This window comes from Comamonas sp. GB3 AK4-5 (assembly GCF_041320665.1).
In the GTDB taxonomy this organism is placed as follows: domain Bacteria; phylum Pseudomonadota; class Gammaproteobacteria; order Burkholderiales; family Burkholderiaceae_C; genus Comamonas.
This window is the reverse complement of sequence record NZ_CP166730.1, coordinates 2,357,895-2,382,336: the sequence shown is the minus strand read 5'-3', so window position 1 is coordinate 2,382,336 and position 24,442 is coordinate 2,357,895. Positions and strand designations below refer to the sequence as shown.

Below are 24,442 nucleotides of genomic sequence, written 5' to 3'. Positions count from 1 at the left end.
GGCTTTATGTTTCCACTTGCACCGCAATGGTGCAATTCTTGCTCGCACAATGTAAGGACTCCTGGGTTTTTTGAGCCCAGCGCATCGTTAAAATCGCACCGCTTTGCGCATCTTTTTCATGAGCGCAATTCAAGGGAGTAAACGAGGTGCCAGATGTTGCCGCAGTTGGATTAATGATTTGTCTGTCATCAGGAACCCTGGTGGCCGTCGCCTGGTTTCTGGGAGGTCGCCACTGGGAAGACGGCTGCCAGCAGATGGTTTTCTCACTGCTTTTGTATGGGCTGGCTTTTGCCTGCATGGTGTGGCTGAGTGCCACAGGCTATCCGGAATGGTTCAGTGGCGCCTACGTGCTGTATGCAGGGGGAATCAGTTGCTCGATTTGGGCGCTCTACCGCTTTCACAAAGCCAAAGCACCCACCTTGATGCTTTTGGGCTTGCCCGTGCTGACTGCATTTTTGTTTGAGGTTTTCATAGAAAGCCTGACATTGCGCACGCAAATCATTAGTGCACTTTTCTTATTTAGTTATTGCTGGATGTTATATGCCATGGTGCAGCGCCAAAATCGGCCAATCTCCCCAGGGTCCTGGATGATGCTGCTGGGCGTCGGACTGCTGGCCTGTGCCATGCTGCTGCGCGTGCTATTTATTTCGATATCTATTGCAGTGAGTGCCCAGGCCCATGCGGTCAACACCCTCATATGCTCTTACGCCATTTTGTTCGTCGCACTGCATCTGACATCCATAGGCTTTTGGGTGATGTGCCGAGACCGCGCAGAGCTGTGCATGCAGCGCATGGCCTATGAAGACGGGCTCACCGGCTTGGCCAATCGCGGCACCATTTTGCAGATGATGGAGCGGGCATTAAGGCAAAGCCACTGCTACAACAACGCCATCAGCCTGCTGATGATCGATCTCGACCACTTCAAGCAAATCAACAATGTCTTTGGCCAGCAAGCCGGCGACCAGGTCTTGATCGACGTGGGCAATGTGCTGCAAGAGAGCATTCGCCCCCAGGACTTGCTGGGGCGCTATGGCGGCGAAGAGTTCATCGTGGTGTGCCCGGACACCCAGGAGCAGGACGCCCGGCAACTGGCCGAGCATTTGTGCGCAGTCATACGCAACTCGGTCCAGGCCCGCTCGGCATTCAAATCATGGCCGGTCACCGTCAGCATAGGCTTGTGCACCTGTACGCAAGTGCCTGCCAGCAAGACTGTGGAGAGCTTGCTCTACAAGGTCGACCTAGCGCTGGGCCAGGCCAAGGAAGCGGGCCGCAACCGGGCTTGCCACTACGTCGACCAGCCTCCGAACTTCAAAGAGGCATAAGAGCGTGTTCGCGATCTCTACGCAGGCGCACCGCGAGGAGGCTTTGCCCTTGCCGGGAAAGCGTCGCTGACCGGCCCCTGCCGCCGCCCTGGACAAGCTCCAAATGCAGGCGGCAGATACAGGCTGACGGCGGGCCTTGCCGCCAGCCCGGGTGCGCTTATTTGTGGCTGATGCGACGCACCACCCAGTCACCCAGACTCTGAATGGCTTGCACAAAGAAGATCAGGATGATGACCACCGCCAGCATGATGTCCGGCAGAAAGCGTTGGTAGCCGTAGCGAATGCCCAGGTCACCCAGGCCGCCACCGCCAATGGCGCCGGCCATGGCCGAGTAGCCGGTCAGGGACACAAAGCTGATGGTCAGGCCGGCCACAATGCCGGGCAGCGCCTCGGGCAGCAGCACCTTCCACACAATCTGGCTGGTCGAAGCCCCCATGGACTGGGCCGCTTCCACCAGGCCGCCATCCACCTCGCGCAGCGCGGTTTCCACCAAGCGGGCAATGAACGGCGCCGAGGCAATGGTCAAAGGCACCACGGCCGCCCAGGTGCCGATGGACGAGCCCGTGATGATCCGCGTGAACGGGATGATGGCCACCAGCAAGATGATGAAGGGCGTGGAGCGCACGGCATTCACAATCCAGCCCACGATGTTGTTCAGCGGGGCGTTCTCCAGCACACCGCCCTTGTCGGTCAGCCGCAGGAACACGCCCAGCGGAATGCCGATCAGGCCGCCCAGAATCCCCGAGATGCCGACCATGATCAGCGTCTCCCACAGCGAGTCGATGAACAACTCGATCATCATTTCCGAAAAATTCTCGAACATCGCTTACTCCTTCACCGCCACCACTTGCACCACCACACCGCTTGCGCGCAGGTGGGCCACGGCAGCCTCAATCTGGGCGGCATCCCCGCTGGCATACAGCGCCAGCGAGCCAAAAGTCTGCTCCTGAATCTCGTCGATCTGGCCGTGCAGAATCGACAGGTCCAGGCCCAGGGTGCGAATCAGGTGCGACAAAATAGGCTGGTAGGCACTTTCACCCGCATAGGACAGGCGCAGCAACTGGCCGCTGTGACCGGCCGCCAGGCGCGTGGACAGCTCCTGCACGCGCAGCATCACGCTGGCGGGTAGCTCCTGGGGCACGATTTCGTCGATCAGGCTCTTGGTGATGGACTGTTGCGGCTGAGTGAACACGTCGATGACGGAGCCCATCTCGGCAATCTCGCCGGCATCGATCACCGCCACGCGGTCGGCAATCTGCTTGATGACCTGCATCTGGTGGGTGATCAACACCACCGTCACGCCCAGCTCGCGGTTCACCTTGCGCAGCAAATCCAGAATGGAGCGCGTGGTTTCCGGGTCCAGGGCGCTGGTGGCCTCGTCCGACAGCAACACCTTGGGGTTGGAGGCCAGCGCCCGTGCAATGCCCACGCGCTGCTTTTGCCCGCCCGAAATCTGCGAGGGATAGCGGTCGGCCAAATGGTCCAGGCCCACCAGCTTCAGCAGCGGATCGATGCGGCTCTGGATCTCGGCCTTGGACAGGCCCGCCAGCTCCAGCGGCAGTGCGGCGTTGTCATACACGGTGCGCGAAGACAGCAGATTGAAATGCTGGAACACCATGCCGATTTCGCGGCGTGCTTCGCGCAGCTGGGCATCGCTCAAGGTCAGCAGATCGCGGCCTGCCACGATCATCTGCCCCGACGTGGGGCGGTTGAGCAAATTGATGCAGCGCACCAGCGAGCTTTTGCCCGCGCCGCTGCGCCCGATGATGCCGAAGATCTCGCCCTGCGCGATATGCAGATTGATGTGGCGAAGTGCTTCGACCGGCCCCTTGGGGCCTTGGTAGGTCAGGGACAGATCCCGAATGTCAATCATGGAGTCAGTCAAACAGGCCGCCAGCGCAACATGGCTGCGACCCGTGGTTCAAAAAGTGATAGCGGAATGTAGCGCGCTCATATAAGAACGCAAACTATCAAAAAAGCAAGTAATAAGACAAAACCGTTATATCGGCATGTCTGGCGCAAACCTCTGATGATGCCCGAATTGCCTGTCTGTTACCGAAGGTGAACCCAAAACCTTGATGTCCTGCTCAGGCAGCGCAGGCCATGCAGTACAGGAAAGCCATGCTTCTTACCACTGGCCTCTACCAGGCCTGCGCGCCCGCACGGTGGTGGAAAGCAGCTGCACCATGTACTCGCGCTCGGACTTGCGGGCAAAGTCCACGGCCGTCATGCCCTGCTGGTTGCGCAGGCTGACGTCAGCACCCTCTTCGATCAGCAGCTTGACCATGGCCTCGCTGGAGTACTGGGCCGCCAGCATCAGCGGCGTGCTGCCATTGGGCGAGGCGGCGTCGATATAAGCGCTTTCTTCCAGCAGATAGGCTGCAATTTCCACGCTGTGCTCCAGCCCGGCCGAGGCCGCGTAATGCAGCGGCGCCCAGCCTTCGCGGTTCACGTCGGCATCCAGCTTCACCAGTTTTTTCACCAGCTCCAGATTGCCCTTGATGGCCGCCAGCATCAGCGGAGTCTCGCCCTGGCGGTTGGGCAGATTCAGGTCTATGCCCGGCACCTGCAGCAGTTCGTCCACCACACGCCAGGACTCCTGGCGTATGGCCAGCGTCAGGCCGGTGCGGCCGCGCGCGTCGGGGGTGTTGGGGTTGAAGCCGCGCAGCAGCTGGGTCAGCACACCGCGGTAGTTGTCGCGCATGACGGCGGCAAAGAACTCGGCATTGGCATCCGCTGCTGCATCGGCATGCAGCCAAGGGCAGCAGCCCATGCCTGCTGCCAAGGCGGCCATGGCCTGCAGGCTGCGGCGGCGCTCCATCATGCCGTCACACCGGCAAACAGCCGGTCGAAGTTGGCGCTGGTGATCTGGCCCACTTCCTCGGCGCTGATGCCGCGCAGCTGGGCCACCTGCTGGGCCACATGGGGCACATAGGAGGGGTTGTTGGTCTTGCCCCGGTGGGGCACGGGCGCCAGATAGGGGCTATCGGTTTCGATCAGCATGCGGTCCAGCGGAATATAGGCGGCAACATCGCGCAGGTCCTGCGCGCTCTTGAACGTGAGAATGCCTGAAAACGAGATGTAGTAGCCAATGTCCAGCGCGGCCTTGGCCACTTCCATGCTTTCGGTAAAGCAGTGGAACACGCCACCGGCCTGGCCGGCCGCGCCGTTCTCGCCCTCTTCCCGCAGTATGGCCAGGGTGTCGACCGAGGAGGCGCGGGTGTGGATCACCAGGGGCTTTTGGCAGGCCCGCGCGGCACGGATATGGGTGCGAAAGCGCTCGCGCTGCCATTCCAGATCGGCAATCGTGCGGCCGCCCTTGCGGTCTTCCATGCCGTAGTAGTCCAGGCCGGTCTCGCCGATGCCCACCACGCGCGGCAGGGCTGCGCGTTCCAGCAGGTCTTGCACGCTGGGCTCGGTCATGTGCTCAGTGTCGGGGTGCACGCCCACGGTGCACCACAGATTGTCATGGGCCGTGGCCAGGCCATGCACGGTGGGGAACTCTTCCATGGTGCAGGAGATGCACAGCGCCCGCGTCACCTGGGCTTGCTGCATGGCGGACAGAATCTCGGGCAGCTTGGCTTGCAGTTCGGGAAAACTCAGGTGGCAGTGCGAATCGGTAAACATGGGGTCTCAAAAGGAAAACAGCGCCCTTGCAGGCAAGCCGCTATTTTTACCGAGATACCAAGGGCCTGCAGACAGCCTCTAAATGCTGTGTGTGGGGCGATCGCTGGCCAGCAGCGCTCCCAGCAATTCCTCAATCTTGCGCTTGAGCGCGGCCGACTCGGCGCTTTTGGCAAACTGCACGCCAATACCCTGGGGCCGGTTGCCTGCGGCCTGTGCCGGGGTGACCCAAACCACCTTGCCGGCCACCGTATAGGGCCGGGGTTCATCCGGCAGCTGCAGCAGCACATAGGCGTTTTCGCCCAGGCAGAAGCTGCGCTGTGTGGGTACAAAAACACCGCCCTGCGCCAGCATGGGCATATAGGCCGCATACAAGGCGTTCTGGTCCGGGAGGGCCAGCTGCAGCACGCTGGGTTTGGGGGTGGCAGAAGCAGCGGCAGCCGGGCTCATAAGTGGCGCGCACGGGGCGCAAGAGCTGTCAGTGCCGCGAGTGTAGGACGCTGCGCGCCTGCGCCACCAGCGCTTCCAGCATCAGGCCGGCGTTGAATGGATGGTCGGCGGTGCGCGCCTCCTGCGCCAGCGCCTTGGCCCAGCGTGCCAGCACCATGGCCGAGGGTGGCTTGGGCAGGTCCTGCGTCTGAAAGTAGCGCGGCTCGGCGGCGTTGGCCACGCGCATCAGGTCATGGCAGAGCTTTTGCAGGCTGTCCACGGCCTCGGGCGGAGACAGATCGGCCAGGGCCGTCACATCGCCGGCGGCCATGGCCTTGGGCAAACGGGCCCAGGCGGCCACGTCACGGCCGCTGCGCGACAGGGCCAGCGCGTCTTCCGGGCGCCCGCCTGCCGCCCGCAACCAGGCCTTTGCCACATCGGGCGCCAGGCCTTGCTGCTGCAGCCACTGCAGGGTCTGGGCCTCATCGGGCCAGCGCATGGTATGGCCCAGGCAACGGCTGCGAATCGTGGGCAGCAGCTGGTGCACGGCCTCGGTGGCCAGCACAAAACGGGCATCACCGGGCGGCTCCTCCAGGGTTTTGAGCAGGGCGTTGGCGGTGATGGCATTCATCTGCTCGGCCGGGTAGACCAGCACGGCCTTGCCCTTGCCGCGCGCACTGGTGCGCTGGCAAAACTCCACGGCGTCGCGCATGGCGTCCACGCGGATGTCTTTGCTGGGCTTGCGCTTTTTGTCGTCGATCTCGGCCTGGGCCTTTTCCGGCAGCGGCCAGCCCAGGACAATCATGGCGGTCTCGGGCATGAGCACACACAGATCGGCATGGGTGTGCACATCGATGGCATGGCAGCTGCCGCAATGGCCGCAAGCGCCCTGCTCGCCAGGTTGATCGCACAGCCAGGCACGCACCAAAGACATGCTCAGCTGGAACTGCCCCAGGCCCGAAGGCCCTTGCAGCAGCCAGGCATGGCCGCGCTGGGACAACAGATCGCTGCGCTGCACGGCCAGCCAGGGCGCCAGCTGCATGCCGTCCTGGGCGGTGGAGGTTTCGTTGCTGCTCATACGGATGCTCCCGCCTGCAACCAGCCCTTGGCCTGCAGCACATCCGCCACCTGCTGCCACACGGCTTCGCGGCTGAGATTGGCGTCAATGCGGGCAAAGCGCTGCGGCGCCTCGGCTGCACGGCGGGCATAGCCAGCTGCCACGGCGGCGAAAAAGGCGCCGGGCTGGGCCTCGAATTTGTCGGGCACACGGGCATCGGCCAGGCGTGCGGCGGCCACCTCGGCCGGCAGGTCGAACCAGATGGTCAAATCAGGCTGGCGCAGCGGCGCGGCAGCATTCAAAGCCAAATCGCCCGCTAATGCAGGCACGGCCTGCACCAGCCGCTCCAAAATTGTGAGCTGCTCCCAGTCAAAGCCGCGGCCTGCGCCCTGGTAGGCAAAGGTGGCATCGGTAAAGCGGTCGCTGATGACCACCTCGCCCCGGGCCAGGGCCGGCTCAATCACCTGCACCAGGTGGTCGCGGCGGGCGGCAAAGGCCACCAGGGCCTCGGTCAGCGGGTCCATGGCGTCGTGCAGCAGCAAGGCGCGCAGTTTCTCGGCCAGTGGCGTGCCGCCGGGCTCGCGCGTCAGCGTCACGGTGCGGCCCGCATCCCGCAGGGCCTGGGCCGTCGCGGCGATGTGGCTGGACTTGCCTGCACCGTCAATGCCTTCAAAGGTCAGAAAAATGCCAGCAGGCATGCCTTGGGATTCCTTGCTCATGGAGCCTCCGCCGCCGACGGGGCCACGCTTTGCCCGGTGTTGCCGCGGATAAAGCGGTTGACGGCGCGATTGTGCTCTTCCAGCGTGGCGCTGAAGTGGCTGCTTCCGTCACCCCGCGCCACAAAATACAGTGCCTTGGTGGGCGCGGGTTGCACAGCGGCCATCAGTGCTGCCTTGCCCGGCATGGCAATCGGCGTGGGCGGCAGGCCGGCGCGGGTGTAGGTGTTCCAGGGCGTGTCGGTGCGCAAATCCACACGGCGCAGCACGCCCTCGTATTTCTCGCCCATGCCATAGATCACCGTGGGGTCGGTCTGCAGCAGCATGCCCACGCGCAGGCGGTTGGCAAACACGCCAGCCACCTGGGTGCGGTCTGCGGCCTTGCCGGTTTCCTTTTCCACGATGCTGGCCAGGATCAAGACCTCATCAGCAGATTTGAGCGGCAGATCGGGCGCGCGCATGGCCCAGGCCTGTTCCAGGCGGCGGTCCATGGCATGGGCCGCGCGTTTGAGCACGGCCAGATCGCTGCTGCCCTTGGCATAGGTGTAGGTATCGGGGAAGAAGCGGCCCTCGGCCGCCACACCGGGCTTGCCCAAGGCATTCATGAGTTCGGACTCGCTCAGCGCGGCCGTATCCTGCTTGAGGAACTCATCCTTGGCCATGGCGGCGCGCATCTGGCGGAAGTTCCAGCCCTCCACAAAGGTGATGGCGCGCAGGCTTTCCTCGCCCCGGGCCAGCTTCTGCAGCAAGCCATAGGGCGTGGTGCCGGCAGGGATTTCGTAATTACCTGCCTTGATCTTCCGGTCCTGACCGGAGAGGCGAAACCAGAGATAGAGCAAACGGGCATCGGTCTGGATGCCGCTTTTGACCACATCGACGGCCACGGCGCGCGGCGTGGTGCCGGGCTCGATCTCCAGCTCCACCGTGGGAGCGTTCATGCGCAGCGGCTGTCCCAGCCACCAGGCCGCCACACCGCCGGCGATGACCGCCAGGAAAATCAGACACAGCAGCCATTGGAGCAATCGACGCACAAGCCCTCACCGTCAGAAAATAGGTAGACCGGGGATCATAATTCACCCATGACCGCTTCTCTGCAAGGCATCGCCCGCCTCACCCATCTGGGCATTATTCGTGCGCAAGGCGCCGACGCCGCCAGCTTTTTGCACGGCCAACTGACACAGGACTTCGCGCTGCTGGATTCCCAGCATGCCCGCCTGGCCGCGTACTGCTCGGCCAAGGGCCGCATGCTGGCCAGCTTTATCGGCTTCAAGACCGGGCCGGAAGAAATCCTGCTGCTGTGCAGCCAGGACCTGCTGCCCGCCACCCTCAAGCGCCTGTCCATGTTTGTGCTGCGCGCCAAGTGCAAGCTGTCGGATGCCACGGCCGACTACCAGCTCTGCGGCCTGGCCGGTGACAGCGTGGCCCAGATTGCGGGCAGCGCACAGGCACCCTGGACGCTGCAAAACGTGGACGGCGCCCAGGTCGTTCACCTCTACCCCGCTGCAGGCCAGCCCCGCGCACTGTGGGTTGCCCCCACCGACACCGCCCTGCCCGCCGGCCCTGCGCTGGATGCGTCCGGCTGGCAGTGGAGCGAAGTGGTCAGCGGCATCGCCACGCTGAGCCTGCCGGTGCAGGAGCAGTTTGTGCCGCAGATGCTGAACTACGAATCCGTGGGTGGTGTGAACTTCAAGAAAGGCTGCTACCCCGGCCAGGAAGTGGTGGCCCGCAGCCAGTTTCGCGGCACACTCAAGCGCCGCGCCTTTGTCACCCATGCAGAGCAGCCCCTAGCCGTGGGCGCCGAAGTATTTGCCGCCAGCGATGCCGAGCAACCCGTGGGCATGGTGGTGCAGTCCGCCGCTGCGCCTGCCGGTGGGCATGCAGCCATCGTCTCGCTGCAGATCGCGTCCACCGAAGAAGCGCTGAATGTGGGCGGCGTGGCGCTGGCACTGCAGCCCCTGCCCTACGCGCTGCTGGAAGATATTTAAGGGCTCTCCCTGGGCCACTGCGAGGCGGAGGCAAACACCCGGTCTCGCCCCCTCACTGCAGGCGCAAAGGCATGTAATTCATACGGATGATTCCGGCCTCTAACGCCGTCCACACCTGCGCAAGCAGCTATCTTTTGCGGAGCACGCAGCGAGCACTGCTGCGTTCACCTACGCTCAGAACACCTTGCGCATGGTGACGTGGTCTATGCCGGCATCCTGGTAAATGCCGCCCTCGGCCACAAAGCCGGCGCGGGCGTAAAAGCTTTGGGCTTGGCATTGGGCATGCAGCACCACGGCGCTGTCGCCGCGTTCGCGGGCGGTTTCCACCAGGCTGTCCAGCACCCAACGCCCCACGCGGCTGCCGCGCACGGCGCGGTCCACGGCCATGCGGCCCACGCGGGCCACACCGGGGGCATCGGTCAGCAAGCGGCCGGTGGCCACGGCCTGGCCCAGGCGGTTGAAGGCCACGACATGGCGGCAGATGGGGTCGAACTCATCCACCTCGATCTCGGCGGGCACGCCCTGCTCATGCACAAACACCTGCATGCGCAGCCGCTCGGCCGCACGGCCCAGGTCGTTCCAGCTGCCGGACTGCAGCGTCACCATGTCTTCGCCCGCTTCAAAAGCGGTCAGTGCATCGCGCAGCGGCTGCGGCACGGGCTGGGGCTTGCGGTCGGCATCGGCAAACACATAGACCAGTTGCACGGTGTTGAGCAGCTGGCGGCCACGGAAGATGCCGCACTCGAACTGCAGCGAGCTATTGCCCTGCTTGGAGCAGCGCATGCCCACGTCCAGCACATCGCCCATGACGGCGGCGGCGTGGTAGGTGACATCGGCTTTTTTCACATACAGCTCGCCGCCCAGCTTGGCCCAGCTGGCCTCGTAAGGCATGGCCATCTGCCGCCAGTACTCGGTCACGGCCACATCGGCATACAGCATGTAGTGGGCGTTGAAGACGATCTTCTGGGCGTCCACCTCGGCCCAGCGCACAGTCAATCGCTGCTTGCAGCGGAAATCTTCGGGTTGCATCGCGACTCTCTTGTTTGAATCAGGTGAAAAGACTTGGGCTATTCCTCATGCCCTATGTTCAGGGGGAGGCCCCTCACCCCCACCCTCTCCCTCTCCCCAGAGGGGCGAGGGAGTCATACCGGGAGCACAAAACAGGCACGGCGCTGACCAGTACCCCAAAGCCAGGGCTGCCGCGCAAGAGCCGCCCCGCCGCGCCGGTGTCGTCCCCCTGCCCGCGAGCGCAGCGAGCGAAGAGCGGGGGGAAGGCGCGCAGCGCCACAGGGGGTGTTCATACAAACGCCACACGCAGCGCCTGCGCCGCATCGGCCTGGGCCCGCTTGGCCTCGGGAATGGCGCGGCCCATTTTGATGAATTCATGGGTCACGCCCCGGTAAATGTCCAGCTCCACGGCCACACCGGCCATGCGCAGTTTGTCGGCGTACGCCACGCCCTCGTCCACCAGCGGGTCCAGCTCGGCCAGGCAGATAAAGGCCGGTGCCACATCGTCCACATCGGGGGCCAGCAGCGGGGCAAAGCGCCAGTCTTCGCGGTCGGCGGGGCCACGCACATACTGGTTGAAGAACCAGGCAATGCCTTCTTTTTCCAGCACCAGGCCCTGGGCATAGCGCTCGTGCGAATCCGTGTCCTGGTGGGCCGTGGTGCCGGGGTAAATCAGCAGCTGCAGTGCCAATGGCAGGCCGGCATCGCGGGCCAGAATGGCACAGCTGGCGGCCAGCGTACCGCCGGCGCTGTCGCCGCCCACGGCGATGCGCGTGGCATCCAGGCCCAGGGCGCTGGCCTCGCGGGCCAGCCATTGCAGCGCATCCCAGGCGTCGTTGCTGGCGGTGGGGAAGCGGTGCTCCGGCGCCAGCCGATAGTCCAGCGACAGCACGGCGCAGCCGGCCTGGTGGGCCAGGCTGCGGCACAGCGGGTCATGGGTGTTGACACTGCCCACCGTGAAGCCGCCACCGTGCAGATACAGCAGCACCGGCAGGGGCTGACCATCGCCGGGCAGATGCGGGGCATACAGCCGCGCGGCCAGCATGGCACCGTCGCGTGCGGGAATATGCAGGTCTTCCACGCGCGGCAGCGCGATCTTGGGGATCTCCAGCACGCCGGAGCCTGCCTCATAGGCCGCGCGGGCCTGCTGGGGCGTGAGGCTGTGCAGATGCGGGCGATTGGCCCTGGCCATGCGGCGCAGCACATCACGCATGGCAGGGGTCAGCGGGTATTGGGGCAGGAATTCGGAGGCAGCGTCGGTCACGGCAAAACAGTGCGGCAGGGTGCAGCTGGCGCTTGCCGCTGCGCCCCACACGGGTCATCAGACACAAAGCATTCCATCATGCAGCAAAACGGACGGCCCAATGCGCAGACGGGTGACAGCAGCCCCCCCCCTGGGCCGGACCCTTACTCAAAGCGCACGGCCACCGGCTGCAGTCCCGGCACGCCGTCGTAGCGCACTTTCACCTGTTGCCCGGGTTGGGGCGGCATCAGCGGCGAAAACGATCCCAGGCTGACCCAGTCGCCGGGCTGTAGCGCCAACTGCTCCGCCGCCAAGGCCTGGGCCAGCCACACCACGGCCTGCAGCGGGTGGCCCAGAATATCGGCACCCTTGCCACGCGCCAGCTCGGCGCCGCTGCTGTCGCTGACCACCACATCCATGGTCTGCAACTGGTTCAGGAGCAGCGCCCGCTCACCCCGGGTGGCGGGCATGGACAAGGTCTTGCCTACGACGCCCAAGCGTGCCCCCACATTGATGGCACCCACACCCGCGCCATTGAGCTGGGGCGGCGCCTGCACCATCAGGTCGGGCAGCTCCATAAAAGGGGCGATGGCGTCGATATGCTGCAACACATCCCAGGGCGTGTGCGCCTGGTTGACGCCGGCATCTTTCACCCGCACCAGCATATCGGCCTCAAACAGCGGCCGCGCACCAAAGGCGGCGGGCACGGCGCTGCCGTCGCTGAGCAGCATGCCCCCATACAACTTGCCCCACACCGGCTTGTCGGTGCGAAAGCGCTGCTGCACCGCGGGGTTGGTCAGCCCGGCCTTGTAGCCCACCACTTTGCGGCCTGCTGCCTCCAGCGCCCGCGTGAACTTGGCGCGGGTGCAAGCGCTGTCGGCATCGCTCATATCGGCCGGCGGGTTGGCGTGCGTCATAGCGCTGCACCCATTGGGCAATGGCGGCATCGTCCAGGCAGGCGGCCTGGCTGGCTCCGCCCCACATGGCGGCTGTCGCACAGACGACGGCCAACAGGGTTTTGCGGCAATGCCCCTGGGTTGCGGTGCTTGGCATGGTGGTCTCCTCGTCCTAAATTGGAATGCTGTTCATCCTAGGTTTGCTTTGGAGCGCTTTCTCTCATGGCTTTCATCAATTACGTCACCCAGATCCAGTTCGACTTTGGCGCCCTGAAGCTGCTGCGCCAGGAATGCGAGCGCGTGGGCATGGGCAAGCCCCTGATCGTCACCGACCCCGGCGTCAAGGCCGCGGGCATTGTGCAAAAAGCCGTGGATGCGCTGGCCGGTCTGCCCCATGCAGTGTTTGACCAGACCCCCTCCAACCCCACCGAGGCCGCCGTGCGTGCAGCGGCGGCCCTCTACCAGGCCCAGGGCTGCGACGGCCTGATTGCTGTGGGTGGCGGCAGCGCCATCGATTGCGCCAAGGGCGTGGCCATTGCCGCCACCCATGCGGGGCCGCTGGCCCATTACGCCACCATAGAAGGCGGCTCGCCCCGCATCAGCGAGCGCGTGGCCCCCATCATTGCCGTGCCCACCACCAGCGGCACGGGCAGCGAGGTGGCACGCGGCGCGATTCTCATCGTCGACGACCACCGCAAGCTGGGTTTTCACAGCTGGTATCTGGTGCCCAAGGCCGCGATCTGCGATCCTGAACTTACCTACGGCCTGCCGCCGCTGCTGACGGCGGCCACCGGTATGGACGCCATCGCCCACTGCATGGAGACCTTTATGGCAGCCGCCTTCAACCCGCCGGCCGATGGCATTGCCCTGGACGGCCTGGCACGCGGCTGGGCACACATCGAGCGTGCGACCCGTAACGGCCAGGACGCCGAAGCGCGCCGCCAGCTGATGAGCGCCAGCATGCAGGGCGCCATGGCTTTTCAAAAAGGCCTGGGCTGCGTGCACAGCCTCAGCCACAGCCTGGGCGGCATCAACCCACGCCTGCACCACGGCACGCTCAACGCCATGTTTTTGCCCGCCGTGGTGCAGTTCAATGCCGGCGCCGACAACGTGCAACGCGAGCAACGGCTGGAAAAAATGGCCCATGCCATGGGCCTGGCCTCAGCCAGCGACATTCCCGCCGCCATCCGCGAGATGAACGCCCGCCTGGGCCTGCCCAGTGGCCTGGCCGCCCTGGGCGTGGAGGCCGACTGGTACGAGCAAGTGATTGCCGGCGCACTCAAAGACCATTGCCATGGCACCAACCCGCGCCAGGCATCGGCCGAGGATTACGAGGCCATGCTGGAAGCCTCCATGTAAAACCGCACACCGTGCCCACAGCGTCAGGCGATGGCGACTTATGATGAATTGCCACGCCATGGCGCAGCAGGCTTGCTGCTACAGCTCTTGTTTTTGAACCACCCTCCGGCCCAAGACCTCACTCCGGCCCTGCCTCGATGACGAACGCACCCACCGTACAGATCCGCCCCATTGCATTGAATGACCAGGCCGCCTGGCTTGCACTCTGGAAGGGCTATAACGCCTTTTATGGCCGCGAGGGCGCAACCGCCCTACCCGACGCCATCACCCAGACCACCTGGGCGTGTTTTTTTGACCCGGCCGAGCCGGTGCACGCCCTGGTGGCCGAATGCGATGGGCAATTGGTGGGTCTGGTGCATTACCTCTACCACCGCAGCACCACGCGGCTGGACAAGGTTTGTTATTTGCAAGACCTGTTCACCGCCCCCACCCAGCGCAAGCAGGGCGTGGGCAAGAGGCTGATCCAGGCCGTCTATGCGCAAGCCGCCCAGGATGGCGCCTGCCGCGTTTACTGGCAGACCCAGGCCAGCAACACCCCCGGCCGCGCGCTGTATGACCAGGTGGCCGAGCACCGGGGTTTTGTGGTGTACAGCCACGAGCTTTGAGCACGGGCAAAGCATGGATCAGAGCGAAGTTGCATGAAGCAATGCCCGCTGGAGCGGGCCTGAAAAGACCAGCCAAGCGCTAACCCCCACTTCACAACGGTCAGACAGCGCTTGAGGCGCGGCGCCTCGCCCGCAGACAGTGCTTGCGCACGGCAAGGGCGAGCAACAAAGCATCAAGCGCTGTATGAGCGCCCACGAACGGGGCGCCCACCAAAAGGGGCAAGCCCTTTTTACTTCTTCAGGCTTTGGAGCTTGGCAAAGGCAGACGCCATGGCGTTGGGCTGCTCGGGCTGATTGCCGCGCTGAGGCTGCGCATAACCACCACGCCCCTGGCTACCACCACGGCCTGCGCTTTCAAAGCGGTTGTCGCGCGGGCCATCGCGGCGGGCGGGGGCGGCATCGAGCTTCATGGTCAGGCTGATGCGCTTGCGGTCCACATCGACCTCCAGCACCTTGACCTTGACGATTTGCCCGGTCTTCACCACTTCGCGCGCGTCTTCGATGAATTTGTGGCTCATCTGGCTGACGTGCACCAGACCGTCCTGGTGCACACCCAGGTCCACAAAGGCACCGAACTGGGCCACGTTGCTCACCGTGCCCTCCAGCGTCATGCCTTCCTTCAGGTCCTTGATGTCTTCCACACCGTCGTTGAAGCGGGCCACCACAAAGTCCGGGCGCGGGTCACGGCCGGGCTTTTCCAGCTCGCCCAGAATGTCCTTGATGGTCATGGCGCCGAATTTCTCGTCGGCAAATTGCTCGGGCTTGAGTGATTTGAGCACCTCGCCCCGGCCCATGATTTGCTCGATGGGCTTGCCGGTTTTGACGATGATTTGCTCCACCACCGGATAGGTTTCGGGGTGCACACCCGTCATATCCAGGGGGTTCTCACCACCGCGTATACGCAGAAAGCCTGCGGCCTGCTCAAAAGTTTTGGCGCCCAGGCCGGCCACCTCCATCAGCTGCTTGCGGCTTTGGAAGCTGCCATTGGCATCGCGCCAGCGCACCACCGACTTGGCCACCGAGCTGGAAAGGCCCGAGACGCGCGACAGCAGCGGGGCCGAGGCGGTGTTCAGGTCCACACCCACGGAGTTCACGCAGTCCTCGACCACGGCGTCCAGCTGGCGGGCCAGCTCGCTTTGGTTCACATCGTGCTGGTACTGGCCCACGCCAATGCTCTTGGGGTCGATCTTCACCAGCTCGGCCAGCGGGTCTTGCAGACGGCGGGCAATCGAGGCCGCACCGCGCAGGCTGACGTCGATGTCGGGCATTTCCTGGGCCGCGAATTCGCTGGCCGAATACACCGAGGCGCCGGCCTCGCTGACCACCACCTTGTCGATCTTCTTCTCGGCCTTGGCGGCAATCTTGATCAGGTCGCCCGCCAGCTTGTCGGTCTCGCGGCTGGCCGTGCCATTGCCAATGGCAATCAAATTCACACCATGCTTTTCCACCAACTTGGCCAGCGTGGCCAAGGAGCCGTCCCAATCGCGGCGTGGCTCATGGGGGTAGATGGTGGTGGTGTCCAGCAGCTTGCCGGTGTGGTCCACCACGGCCACTTTCACGCCGGTGCGAATGCCGGGGTCCAGGCCAATCACCGTGCGCTGACCCGCAGGCGCAGCCAGCAGCAGATCGCGCAGATTGTCGCCAAACACCTTGATGGCCACCTTGTCGGCGTCTTCACGCAGACGCGAGAACAGATCACGCTCGGTGGACAGGCTCAGCTTGACGCGCCAGGTCCAGGCTACGCATTTGCGCAGCAAATCGTCGCAGGCACGCTTGGCATGGCTCCAGCCCAGGTGCAGGGCAATCTTGCCCTCGGCCAGACTGGGCTGACCGGGTTCGGGCTCGATGGGTTGCACCAGCTTGGCTTCCAGAATTTCCAGCGCCCGGCCACGGAACACGGCAAGCGCCCGGTGCGAGGGCACGCGGCCAATGGGCTCGTCGTATTCAAAATAGTCGCGGAACTTGGCGACCTCGGGGTCGTTCTCGTTCTTGCTCTCCACCTTTTTGGACTTGAGCAAGCCCTCGTCCCACAGCCATTCGCGCAGCTTTTGCACCAGGACCGGGTCTTCGGCCCAGCGCTCGGAGAGGATGTCGCGCACGCCGTCCAGCACGGCAAAGGTGGTGGAGAAATCGGGGCCGGGCTTGCCGTCGTCCAAGGTGGTAGCGGGCTGGCAAAAGGCCTCGGCCTCTTTGTGCGGGTCCAGCGTGGGGTCGGCAAACAACTTGTCGGCCAGCGGCTCTATGCCGAATTCCTTGGCAATCTGGCCCTTGGTGCGGCGCTTTTGCTTGAAGGGCAGGTAGATGTCTTCCAGTTCCTGCTTGGTCGGTGCATTGGCAATCGCCAGGCGCAGGGCATCGGTCAGCTTGCCTTGCTCGTCAATGGCTTTCAACACCGTCACGCGCCGGTCTTCCAGCTCGCGCAGATAGCTCAGGCGCTCGTCCAACGTCCGCAGCTGGGTGTCATCCAGGCCGCCGGTGGCTTCCTTGCGGTAGCGGGCCACAAAGGGCACCGTGGCACCGCCGTCGAGCAATTCCACGGCCGCACTCACTTGCTGCGGCTTGACGTTCAGTTCCTGGGCAATCTGGCCAATGATTTTTTGCATGCAATCGGGCGCCCCATGGCGCTTGGGTCGAGAAAGCAAACGAGTGTGCCACAAGCGCCACAGCCCTCCGCGCTTGCGCCGGCCCCAGGGTGTGAAGGAATGCAAATCCGGCGCACGGCTCTCTACAATGCTCCCATGCCCGCCTTCCGGCCGCCATTTGAGTCGCTGCAACTGTTTCCCCAACGGGTGCCCTGCCCGCCCGGGGCCTGCGACTGCGGCCATGCAACCCTGGTGCAGTCGCCGGGCGACCACCGCATTTTGCTGCTCACCCGCGAGGAAGAAGCCAAGCTGGTGCAGCGCCTGGAGCAGGCCCAATCCTTACCCGAGCTGCGCCAGCTGCAGCAGCGCATGCAAGAGCAACTGGGCCTGCAACTGGTGATGGCCCCCGGCAAGCAGGGCACGCAAGGCCTGCGTGGCCTGGATATTCATTTGCTCCCCCTGCCCGGCCTGTGCCGCAAAACCCGCAAGGCCTTGCCGGCCGCCGTACGCCGCTGCATGGAACAGCACCCCGAGATCGCCCATGCCCTGCTGGATGAGGGCAGTCTGTTTGCGGACTTGTAAAGCGGCTTCACAAAACATTCGTCAGAGCGTGTACCTAGTCCTTGTCACAGTCCGCGCTTTTGCGGCGAAGGACTGCGTCATTGTCCTGTCATGAGTGCCTGTTGTCGCCCACCGAGCTTGTGGGAACTACGCAAGACCTCGATCAAGAAGCTGTGACTGTGATTGATGTCATTGCTCAGCACCAGACTGAAAGCCACATGAAAAGTGGCATCAATGGCCAGCGTGTGTTTCATATGCGATTTCCTGCGGCGCGATACCCAGGCTGCTCAAAGCGCCCTATCTTCTTTATGTTTAACGCTCCCAGAACGCGCCTTCTCGTGGCAACGCTACCGTTGCACCACGCGCAGATGGCAGCAATGACGCAGAATTTTAGTGACACATAGTTACAATGCGCCAAATTCTTGATGCACGTTGCCATGGCCTTGCCTGAAGCACGAATTGCGCGATATCCAGGGGCGGGCCAACTGCACGCCTGTGCCTATTCCATCTTGGGCACACAGCCTATCGCGCGCAACCAAGCACCAAAACCAATATAACGAGAGGAAAAGATGACGCGCCATCTGCACCGGCTCATGGAGAGAGCCTGTTCACCTGCTGCGGCGGGCTGGAATCTGAAGAAGACCGCTGCATTGACCTGCCTGATTCTGGGCACCTCAGGCTGCCAGACACTGGAACAAGGCGGCCAGTTGGTCCGCAATACCTTCAACAGCAGCGACCCTTGTGCATCATCTGCCCGCAATGTAGGTATCTTGGCTGGTGGCGTGCTTGGTGCAGTGATCGGCAGCCAAGTGTCAGACAAGAAGGCTGGCATTGCCATTGGCGCCGGGCTGGGTGCCACCCTCGGGGGTCTTATCGGCAATGACATTGATCGTCGCCGCTGCGAGCTGCACCAGATTGCGCAAAAAAACCAACTGGAACTGCTAGTGAGCGACATCCAGGTTGCTGATGCGTCCAGTTCCAGCGCAACCGCCAAGTCGGTGGGCATGAGTGTCTCCATCATCGACACAGGCGAGCAATTTCCCAGTGGCTCATCCGCCCCGACCGCCCAAGCCCGCAAGGCCTTTGCTGAGGTGGCCCAAGCCTATAGACGGGTGGCCGATGACGGCAAGCCGCAGGACAAGGCCGCTGTCCTAGCCCGCCTGAGCGGCATGCGCATTCTGCTGATCGGCCACACCGATGACACCGGCAACTCGCGCCTGAATGCCGATCTGGCCGAAGCACGGGCCAGCGAGATCGCCAAGATCTTTGCCGCCAACGGCTTTACCAAGACCCAGATTTTCTACCAGGGTGCCGGTGAGACTCTGCCCATTGCCGACAACAACACGGCCGAAGGCCGTGCCAAGAACCGGCGCGTGGAGATTGTGGACCTGAGTAGCGATGCGGCATTTACCCAGTACCTGGCCAGCCGTCGCCCCAACCTCAGCTTCTACCGCGAGGCCTCTGCCGCCCCGGCCGCAGTGACCGAGACCGTGCCCTCCACCAAGGTCAGCAGCAGTGCGCAGACAGGAGCCAAGAGCAAGCCCGCAAGCACCGCAAAAACGCCCACTACCAATGCCCGTGGTGACAAGGGCCGTGGCACAGCAACGGCAACGGCAACCAACAACACCAGCGCTGCACACAAAGCACCCAGTGCGGCCGACACCGCCCCCGCCGCATCCAGCTCCAACTCCGATGCCACGGCTAGCACACCTGCCGCAACATCGACGACCGCTGCCCGCGGCCTGCCTGCGTCCAAGGCAGCGCCCGGTGTGCGTGAATTCGACTTTGGTGGCACCCCCATCATTGGTCTGGCTCAGTCGGTCGACATTGGCGAGCTCAAAGCCAAGTCCACGTTCTCACTGGTGTCGTCAGCTCACGCCAATCTGCCCAACGGCCTTGGCAGTTGTCAAAGCGACCGCCCCCGCGTTGCCCACGGCGTGAAGTCATTGGCCAACAGCGCTGTACCGGTGCGCAATACCGCCGAGTACATGCCTGGTCTGTACAACACCAGTTGGGTCGGCATGGCAGGCGGGCATCTGATCGCACTCAACCGCGTGGCCGTGCTGCGCGATGGCGGAGCCCCTGCCAACCCGCCTGAGTTTTTGGTTTACGACAACTACCAGGGCGATACCTCGGCCAAGGCAAGCTTTCGCAAGACACCCGAGGTCAATACCTACCAAGGCGACAAAGCCTTGCTGTACCGCGTTTTCGTGGGTGGACCCGTTCAGTGCCTGGACGTCGTGATCCCCAACACCAGCCCGCGAGAAGCCCCCCAATCCAACCTGGTATACGCCTACTCTGGGCAGATGTACCAGGTGAAGTTCGCCCCGCGACTTGCCAAATAAAACCGACCACCGTCTCGAACCTCTGAGGGAACCTGCATCTTGGACGCTATTGCCACCACCCTTGCAGAACACATCACCGCCATTACGCTGCTAGCAGCATCGGTTTTGCTGTTCATGTCATTCATCGCCAGTTCACGCTTTCGTCTGTGGGTGCGTGATTTCTGGGCCACCTTCCCAGCGATCGGCTCGATTGCCCGCCTGTCAAAGGACCGCACACATGCCAGCGATGGCTGGCTGCGCGCCGAAGAAACGCTGTGCGGCATCTACAAGCCCTTTGCCCGCTTGGTGGGCCCTCAGGAGTTTTCCCAGTCCATCGAGTACCTACGCAAGGCCGCAGATCTGGGCCGCACCCCTACACCACTGGCGGTGTGGGCACTGCTGGTGGTGTTGGTGATCGCCGAGGGCATGGGCTTTTCCTACCTACTGGGTACCTGGATGGCCCGCGAAGGCAGCGCCAACATGCATGCCGTACTGATGGTGGCCATTGTGTTCGTGCTGTGCGTGCTGCTGGTGTGGATCACGCACTCGGCCGGCCGCCAGTACCGCCGCACTTCGCTGCTGCGTTCGTGCTTCAAACGCTTCAAGGACCTGGGCGCCAAGGAATATTCGGCCGACCTGGTGTCGCTGGAGGACGACCAAGCCGTCGACCAACAGCAACCCGCCTTCAAACAAACGCTCAACCGCGTGGCCGAGAACTCGCACGACACCGGCAATTACGCTTGGGTGATCACCGCCATCGTCACCATTGCCTTCATTGCCATCACCTCCACGGTGATGCGTGTCAAGAACATGGAAGGCGAGACGATCCGCGAGACGGCCATGCAAAGCCAAAGCACGTCGAGCAATCCTTTTGCCGCCAGCTTGCCCACGGAAGTCACTGATTCCCAGGGCCAGGCAGAGAAGGCCGCACAAGACGATGCCACCGCAGCCAAGGACATTGAAGGCATTGCCGCCTTCGTCATGCTGGGCTTTATCTTTGTGATCACCCAGATCGTGGGCATGGGTGCCGGCTACAAGTACAGCTTTGTGGGCCGCGAGTCCGATGCGGCCTTCAAGGTCACACGCGGTTTTGCCACCTATACCGAGTACTTCCGCTTTGTGCAGCCGCTGCGCGACCTGGCCAACGGTCGCCTGAAAGAGCTGCAGCAAAAGCTGGAAGAAAAGGCCCACACCCGCCTGAGCCTGCATAAGACCTTTGATGACTACCTGATCAAGTCCGACGCCAGCAGCGCGAGTGTGGCCAGTGGCGCAGACGAGGTCTGGATTCAAAAGCGCGATGCGAAAAATGCTGCTGCACAACGTGACGCCACATGGGCCAATGCCACCCTGGCACAGGCTACCAACACGACAGCCGTAGCAGTACCTGCGGCACAGCCAGCCCCCGCATCCGTCCCCGCGCCTGTTGTGGAGTCCATCGCTACTGCAGCCCCCATACCTGCAGCAGCAACGCCCTTGCAGCCACCCGCCGCCGAGGTAACCGCCGTACAGGCCGAGCTGATGCGCCTGGACAATGCCGATGCCGAAAAGGCCTACTTTTTGTCCCTACCCGTCGCCCTTAAAGCCAATCCGCAGCTGCAAGCCTGGCTCAAGGAACGCAAGGCCCAGCGGGATGCAACGGCCAATATCGACGAACTGTTCTGAGGCAAGCCACGCCATGAAACTGTTTTGCCAACAGCTGTTGTCGATCGCCGCCCTGGCACTGTGCGGTACGGCCCTGGCCGGCACCGACAACGATGTACCCAGCTGCTACGCCGCCAGCAAGATGAATGTGGCCGCACCGGCCACCAGCACCGAGCTATTTGTGCTGGTGGACCAAACCACGCCGCTGGACGCCACGCTGCAGGCCTCGGTGCGCGACAACGTGGGTCGGCTGGTCACCCCCGGCAATGCCTACACGGTGGCCACCTTCTCCTCGTTCGGCCAGGGCCAGTATCTGCAGGTGCTCAGCGCCGGCACGCTGGAGCAGCCGCTGCCTGCATCGCAACGCGACAGCATTGGTGCACGGGTGCTGCAAAACTTTGATGCCTGCATGAAGGGCCAGGCCGACTTTGGCCGCCGCGCAGCAGCTGGCGCGCTGCAAAAGGCACTGGCGGGCGTCAGCACCGACTTTGCCAAGTCGGATGTGATGGGCAGCATCAAGGAAATATCGACGCGGGTGCGCAGCTCCAAGGCCAGCCACAAGATCGTGTTTCTGGTGTCGGACATGCTGGAGCACTCGGGCGTCAGCAGCTTCTATGCCTCCAAGAATGTGCGCCGGCTGGATGTCGCTGCCGAGCTGAAAAAGGCGGAAGCCGCGCAGATGTTGGCCGATCTGGCCGGCGCACGCGTGTTCGTGCTGGGTGCAGGTCTGGTACAGACCAGCTCGGCCGCAGGCGCCAAGGACAGCGGCGTATACCGCGATCCACAAACCATCAATACCCTGCGCCAGTTCTGGACGCAGTACTTTGAGCGCAGCCAGGGCAAGCTGGAACAGTTTGGCGCACCCGCCCTGCTGGTCCCCGTGCAGTAAGCGAGCTCATGCGAGCGCGTGCGGCATGTGCACACGCTCTCCTCCTCAACAAAGGCGCCGCCCCATCGGCGCCTTTGTGGTTTTACAAGCCCACAGCACATCCGTGCCCATGAATCGGCCCATAGCGCCCACTCCGGCTTGTGTCTTTGAAAGCCCGGTACAGTGACCGGGCCTGACCATGCAAGACGATTTATTTGGCGCCCCGGCCGGCTCCAAGCCCGCCGCGCCCCTACCTCCTCCCTCCACACACCGTACCAGCGCGCGTGGCGTACAGCCCGCACCCGCCGGCCAGGCTTTTGCCGCGCTGGCGGCCCAGCTGCCGGCTGGCCTGCGCATGGGGGTGTCCACCTGGTCTTACCCTGGCTGGGACGGCCTGGTGTGGGACGGGCAGTACGACGCCAGCACCCTGTCCAAGAAAGGTCTCACCGCCTACAGCCAGCACCCGCTGCTGCGCACCGTCAGCGTGGACCGCAGCTTCTGGCGGCCTTTGACGGTGGAGCAATATGCGCAGATGGCGGTGCAGGTGCCGGAGGACTTTCGCTTTCTCATCAAATGCCCGAATGTGGTGACCGATGCCCAGGTGCGCAGCGAAGACGGCAAGGGACAGTCACCCAATCCCGCATTCCTGGCACCAGAGCTGGCCGTACAACAGTTCGCCCTCCCCGCGCTGCAAGGCCTTTCTGGCAAGCTGGGCGTGCTGCTGTTCCAGCTCAGTCCCCTGCCCTGGGACTGGCTGCGCCAAAACGGGGCCCTGCTGCAGGCCCTGGGCCAGATGCTGGCGGCGGTGCGCCAGGCCATTGCCGCCCACCCGCAGGTCATCGTGGCGGTGGAGGTGCGCGACCCCGAGCTGCTGACCCCGGCCCTGGCCCAGGTACTCAAGACCCATGGCGCCACCTACTGCCTGGGCCTGCACGGCAAGATGCCGCCGCTGGCGGAGCAGCTGCCGTTGCTGCGCGCGCTGTGGCCCGGCCCGCTGGTGTGCCGCTGGAGCCTGAACCGCTGTTTTGGCGCCTACGGTTATCCCGATGCGCAGAAAAAGCACGACCCCTTCAACGAGATCCGCTCCGAAGACCCGTCCACCCGCGCCCTGCTGGCACGCACCATTGCCGGCATCACCGGCGCGGGCCAACCCGCATTTGTGACCATCAGCAACGATGCCGAGGGCTGCGCACCACGCTCGATTGCCCTGCTGGCCCAGGCCGTGCAGGCCCAGACCCAGGAGCCGCTAGGCAGCCCCGCAAAAACCATGTCAGCACCCTAAGTTTTTGCGGCCCAGCGCACACCGCAGCGCGGTGCAGGCAGCTCCCAAAATCAGTGCACCACAAGGCCACTGCGCAAGGGCTAGCGCCGGGTGTGCGGCCAGGTAGGCAAGCGCTGAGGTCGGACGTGACCATGAGACAGACAGGCATGCAGTGGATATGCCATCATTCGTCCACTCCCCCCTGTCGTCAAAGTCCTTGTATGCCCAAGAAAGGTGTTCGCACCATCTCCAGCGGCGAGCCCGCTGAGAATACGCCGCAGCCTGTTGCTGCACGCCGGCGCTCCCCGCGCGGCCCCAGTCCGCAAAAAACCGAAGCCACACGCCACGGCATTGTGGATGCGGCCTTTGCCGAGTTTCTGGAGCAAGGCTATGCGCGCGGCACCACGGCTTCGGTGGCACGCCGCGCCGGTCTGTCCAAGGTGACGCTGTTTCGCTATTTCGAAACCAAGGAAAGCCTGTTTGAGGCGGTGATGCAGCGGCACATTGCCTCGGCCGCACTGGCCTTGCAGTCCAGCCCCATGCAGGCACAGGAAACCGTGGGCGCTTTTTTGCTGCGCACCGTGGCCCCGGCCATGGACGAGTTTGACTGCAGCGGCCGCGCGGCCACGGCCAGGTTGGTGATCACCGAGGGCCTGGAGTTTCCGCAACTGCCCCGCATGTACCACCAGCATGTGCTGGAGCCCATGCTGGCGCATTTCCGCACGCTGGCCGAGTTGGCCCAGTCGCGCGGCGAGCTCAAAGACCCCGGCCTGCAGACCGTGCCCGAGCTGCTGCTGGGCCCGCTGTGGCTGGCCATGGCGCACAACACCGTACTCCAGCCCGAGGCGCCGTTGAACACCGGCGCCCTGTTTCGCATGCAGGTGCAGCTGCTGTTTGACTGCGCGCCGCAGCGCGCTCAGCCCCCCGCTGCCGCCCATTAAAAAAGGAGCTGCGGCTGCTT

Annotated in this window: 22 protein-coding genes and 1 pseudogene; 10 read left to right on the top strand and 13 right to left on the bottom strand. The window is 63.8% G+C overall.

The features are described 5' to 3' along the window. The first annotated feature begins 146 nt into the window (after window positions 1–146). Window positions 147–1,322: a GGDEF domain-containing protein gene (locus ACA027_RS10825; RefSeq protein ID WP_370682377.1), complete on the top strand. Its 1,176-nt coding sequence runs from the start codon at window positions 147–149 to the stop codon at window positions 1,320–1,322. 157 nt (window positions 1,323–1,479) lie between these two features. On the opposite strand, the gene ACA027_RS10820 is transcribed toward ACA027_RS10825, so the two are convergent. The 8 genes from ACA027_RS10820 to mltG form a co-directional block, all read right to left on the bottom strand. Further along, window positions 1,480–2,145 carry a methionine ABC transporter permease gene (locus ACA027_RS10820; RefSeq protein WP_370682376.1) on the bottom strand — a complete coding sequence of 222 codons (666 nt, stop codon included), beginning with the start codon at window positions 2,143–2,145 and terminating at the stop codon, window positions 1,480–1,482. 3 nt (window positions 2,146–2,148) lie between these two features. Continuing rightward, window positions 2,149–3,195: a methionine ABC transporter ATP-binding protein gene (locus ACA027_RS10815; RefSeq protein WP_370682375.1), complete on the bottom strand. Its 1,047-nt coding sequence runs from the start codon at window positions 3,193–3,195 to the stop codon at window positions 2,149–2,151. Between the two features lie 255 nt (window positions 3,196–3,450). Further along, the gene (locus ACA027_RS10810) at window positions 3,451–4,146 is read right to left on the bottom strand and encodes an ankyrin repeat domain-containing protein (protein ID WP_370682374.1); all 696 of its coding nucleotides are present in this window, start codon (window positions 4,144–4,146) and stop codon (window positions 3,451–3,453) included. Continuing rightward, complete coding sequence (locus ACA027_RS10805) at window positions 4,143–4,949, bottom strand: TatD family hydrolase (protein WP_370682373.1); 807 nt, start codon at window positions 4,947–4,949, stop codon at window positions 4,143–4,145. The genes ACA027_RS10810 and ACA027_RS10805 overlap by 4 nt, the downstream gene beginning before the upstream one ends. A gap of 78 nt (window positions 4,950–5,027) precedes the next feature. Next, complete coding sequence (locus ACA027_RS10800; RefSeq protein WP_370682372.1) at window positions 5,028–5,396, bottom strand: PilZ domain-containing protein; 369 nt, start codon at window positions 5,394–5,396, stop codon at window positions 5,028–5,030. A gap of 28 nt (window positions 5,397–5,424) precedes the next feature. After that, the gene (locus ACA027_RS10795) at window positions 5,425–6,453 is read right to left on the bottom strand and encodes a DNA polymerase III subunit delta' (protein ID WP_370682371.1); all 1,029 of its coding nucleotides are present in this window, start codon (window positions 6,451–6,453) and stop codon (window positions 5,425–5,427) included. Next, a complete protein-coding gene (gene tmk, locus ACA027_RS10790; protein WP_370682561.1) occupies window positions 6,450–7,130 on the bottom strand; it encodes a dTMP kinase in 681 nt (226 codons plus the stop codon). The genes ACA027_RS10795 and tmk overlap by 4 nt, the downstream gene beginning before the upstream one ends. Before the next feature lie 17 nt (window positions 7,131–7,147). Continuing rightward, window positions 7,148–8,179 (bottom strand): endolytic transglycosylase MltG, encoded by a 1,032-nt coding sequence (gene mltG / locus ACA027_RS10785; RefSeq protein ID WP_370682370.1) that lies wholly within the window; start codon window positions 8,177–8,179, stop codon window positions 7,148–7,150. A 48-nt stretch (window positions 8,180–8,227) separates the two neighbouring features. Between mltG and ACA027_RS10780 the strand changes: the two genes are divergently transcribed. Continuing rightward, on the top strand, window positions 8,228–9,133 hold the full coding sequence (locus ACA027_RS10780) for a folate-binding protein YgfZ (RefSeq protein ID WP_370682369.1): 906 nt from the start codon (window positions 8,228–8,230) through the stop codon (window positions 9,131–9,133). Between the two features lie 174 nt (window positions 9,134–9,307). On the opposite strand, the gene ACA027_RS10775 is transcribed toward ACA027_RS10780, so the two are convergent. From ACA027_RS10775 to ACA027_RS10765, 3 genes and pseudogenes are all read right to left on the bottom strand, one after another. Beyond that, entirely contained in the window at window positions 9,308–10,162 is an 855-nt protein-coding gene (locus ACA027_RS10775) for a GNAT family N-acetyltransferase (RefSeq protein WP_370682368.1), read from the bottom strand. Between the two features lie 268 nt (window positions 10,163–10,430). Continuing rightward, window positions 10,431–11,354 carry an alpha/beta hydrolase gene (locus ACA027_RS10770; protein WP_370682560.1) on the bottom strand — a complete coding sequence of 308 codons (924 nt, stop codon included), beginning with the start codon at window positions 11,352–11,354 and terminating at the stop codon, window positions 10,431–10,433. Window positions 11,355–11,548: 194 nt separating this feature from the next. Then, window positions 11,549–12,437, bottom strand: a pseudogene (locus ACA027_RS10765) (2-keto-4-pentenoate hydratase). 65 nt (window positions 12,438–12,502) lie between these two features. Between ACA027_RS10765 and ACA027_RS10760 the strand changes: the two are divergent. Together ACA027_RS10760 and ACA027_RS10755 are read left to right on the top strand one after the other, a co-directional pair. Further along, complete coding sequence (locus tag ACA027_RS10760) at window positions 12,503–13,639, top strand: iron-containing alcohol dehydrogenase (protein WP_370682367.1); 1,137 nt, start codon at window positions 12,503–12,505, stop codon at window positions 13,637–13,639. Window positions 13,640–13,776: 137 nt separating this feature from the next. Beyond that, window positions 13,777–14,244, top strand: coding sequence for an N-acetyltransferase family protein (locus tag ACA027_RS10755; protein ID WP_370682366.1), 468 nt, complete (start codon window positions 13,777–13,779; stop codon window positions 14,242–14,244). Between the two features lie 230 nt (window positions 14,245–14,474). Here ACA027_RS10755 and ACA027_RS10750 read toward each other — a convergent pair whose 3' ends face one another. Continuing rightward, entirely contained in the window at window positions 14,475–16,847 is a 2,373-nt protein-coding gene (locus ACA027_RS10750; protein ID WP_370682365.1) for a Tex family protein, read from the bottom strand. Window positions 16,848–16,982: 135 nt separating this feature from the next. On the opposite strand from ACA027_RS10750, the gene ACA027_RS10745 reads away from it, so the two are divergent. Continuing rightward, on the top strand, window positions 16,983–17,408 hold the full coding sequence (locus tag ACA027_RS10745; RefSeq protein WP_370682364.1) for a hypothetical protein: 426 nt from the start codon (window positions 16,983–16,985) through the stop codon (window positions 17,406–17,408). A 77-nt stretch (window positions 17,409–17,485) separates the two neighbouring features. Here ACA027_RS10745 and ACA027_RS10740 read toward each other — a convergent pair whose 3' ends face one another. After that, the gene (locus ACA027_RS10740; protein WP_370682363.1) at window positions 17,486–17,641 is read right to left on the bottom strand and encodes a hypothetical protein; all 156 of its coding nucleotides are present in this window, start codon (window positions 17,639–17,641) and stop codon (window positions 17,486–17,488) included. 315 nt (window positions 17,642–17,956) lie between these two features. Here ACA027_RS10740 and ACA027_RS10735 point away from each other — a divergent pair, with 315 nt between their 5' ends. From ACA027_RS10735 to ACA027_RS10715, 5 genes are all read left to right on the top strand, one after another. After that, on the top strand, window positions 17,957–19,732 hold the full coding sequence (locus ACA027_RS10735; protein ID WP_370682362.1) for an OmpA family protein: 1,776 nt from the start codon (window positions 17,957–17,959) through the stop codon (window positions 19,730–19,732). Window positions 19,733–19,771: 39 nt separating this feature from the next. Next, the gene (locus tag ACA027_RS10730; protein WP_370682361.1) at window positions 19,772–21,373 is read left to right on the top strand and encodes a hypothetical protein; all 1,602 of its coding nucleotides are present in this window, start codon (window positions 19,772–19,774) and stop codon (window positions 21,371–21,373) included. A 13-nt stretch (window positions 21,374–21,386) separates the two neighbouring features. Then, the gene (locus ACA027_RS10725; RefSeq protein WP_370682360.1) at window positions 21,387–22,241 is read left to right on the top strand and encodes a hypothetical protein; all 855 of its coding nucleotides are present in this window, start codon (window positions 21,387–21,389) and stop codon (window positions 22,239–22,241) included. A gap of 178 nt (window positions 22,242–22,419) precedes the next feature. After that, window positions 22,420–23,502, top strand: coding sequence for a DUF72 domain-containing protein (locus ACA027_RS10720; protein WP_370682359.1), 1,083 nt, complete (start codon window positions 22,420–22,422; stop codon window positions 23,500–23,502). Window positions 23,503–23,702: 200 nt separating this feature from the next. Further along, entirely contained in the window at window positions 23,703–24,422 is a 720-nt protein-coding gene (locus ACA027_RS10715; RefSeq protein ID WP_370682358.1) for a TetR/AcrR family transcriptional regulator, read from the top strand. Window positions 24,423–24,442: the final 20 nt, after the last annotated feature.

Coding starts and splice junctions, on each gene's coding strand:
- ACA027_RS10820 (WP_370682376.1), bottom strand. CDS start 2,145: ATGTTCGAGAATTTTTCGGAAATGATGATCGAGTTGTTCATCGACTCG.
- ACA027_RS10815 (WP_370682375.1), bottom strand. CDS start 3,195: ATGATTGACATTCGGGATCTGTCCCTGACCTACCAAGGCCCCAAGGGG.
- ACA027_RS10810 (WP_370682374.1), bottom strand. CDS start 4,146: ATGATGGAGCGCCGCCGCAGCCTGCAGGCCATGGCCGCCTTGGCAGCA.
- ACA027_RS10805 (WP_370682373.1), bottom strand. CDS start 4,949: ATGTTTACCGATTCGCACTGCCACCTGAGTTTTCCCGAACTGCAAGCC.
- ACA027_RS10800 (WP_370682372.1), bottom strand. CDS start 5,396: ATGAGCCCGGCTGCCGCTGCTTCTGCCACCCCCAAACCCAGCGTGCTG.
- ACA027_RS10795 (WP_370682371.1), bottom strand. CDS start 6,453: ATGAGCAGCAACGAAACCTCCACCGCCCAGGACGGCATGCAGCTGGCG.
- tmk (WP_370682561.1), bottom strand. CDS start 7,130: ATGCCTGCTGGCATTTTTCTGACCTTTGAAGGCATTGACGGTGCAGGC.
- ACA027_RS10780 (WP_370682369.1), top strand. CDS start 8,228: ATGACCGCTTCTCTGCAAGGCATCGCCCGCCTCACCCATCTGGGCATT.
- ACA027_RS10775 (WP_370682368.1), bottom strand. CDS start 10,162: ATGCAACCCGAAGATTTCCGCTGCAAGCAGCGATTGACTGTGCGCTGG.
- ACA027_RS10770 (WP_370682560.1), bottom strand. CDS start 11,354: ATGCGTGATGTGCTGCGCCGCATGGCCAGGGCCAATCGCCCGCATCTG.
- ACA027_RS10760 (WP_370682367.1), top strand. CDS start 12,503: ATGGCTTTCATCAATTACGTCACCCAGATCCAGTTCGACTTTGGCGCC.
- ACA027_RS10755 (WP_370682366.1), top strand. CDS start 13,777: ATGACGAACGCACCCACCGTACAGATCCGCCCCATTGCATTGAATGAC.
- ACA027_RS10750 (WP_370682365.1), bottom strand. CDS start 16,847: ATGCAAAAAATCATTGGCCAGATTGCCCAGGAACTGAACGTCAAGCCG.
- ACA027_RS10745 (WP_370682364.1), top strand. CDS start 16,983: ATGCCCGCCTTCCGGCCGCCATTTGAGTCGCTGCAACTGTTTCCCCAA.
- ACA027_RS10740 (WP_370682363.1), bottom strand. CDS start 17,641: ATGAAACACACGCTGGCCATTGATGCCACTTTTCATGTGGCTTTCAGT.
- ACA027_RS10735 (WP_370682362.1), top strand. CDS start 17,957: ATGACGCGCCATCTGCACCGGCTCATGGAGAGAGCCTGTTCACCTGCT.
- ACA027_RS10725 (WP_370682360.1), top strand. CDS start 21,387: ATGAAACTGTTTTGCCAACAGCTGTTGTCGATCGCCGCCCTGGCACTG.
- ACA027_RS10720 (WP_370682359.1), top strand. CDS start 22,420: ATGCAAGACGATTTATTTGGCGCCCCGGCCGGCTCCAAGCCCGCCGCG.
- ACA027_RS10715 (WP_370682358.1), top strand. CDS start 23,703: ATGCCCAAGAAAGGTGTTCGCACCATCTCCAGCGGCGAGCCCGCTGAG.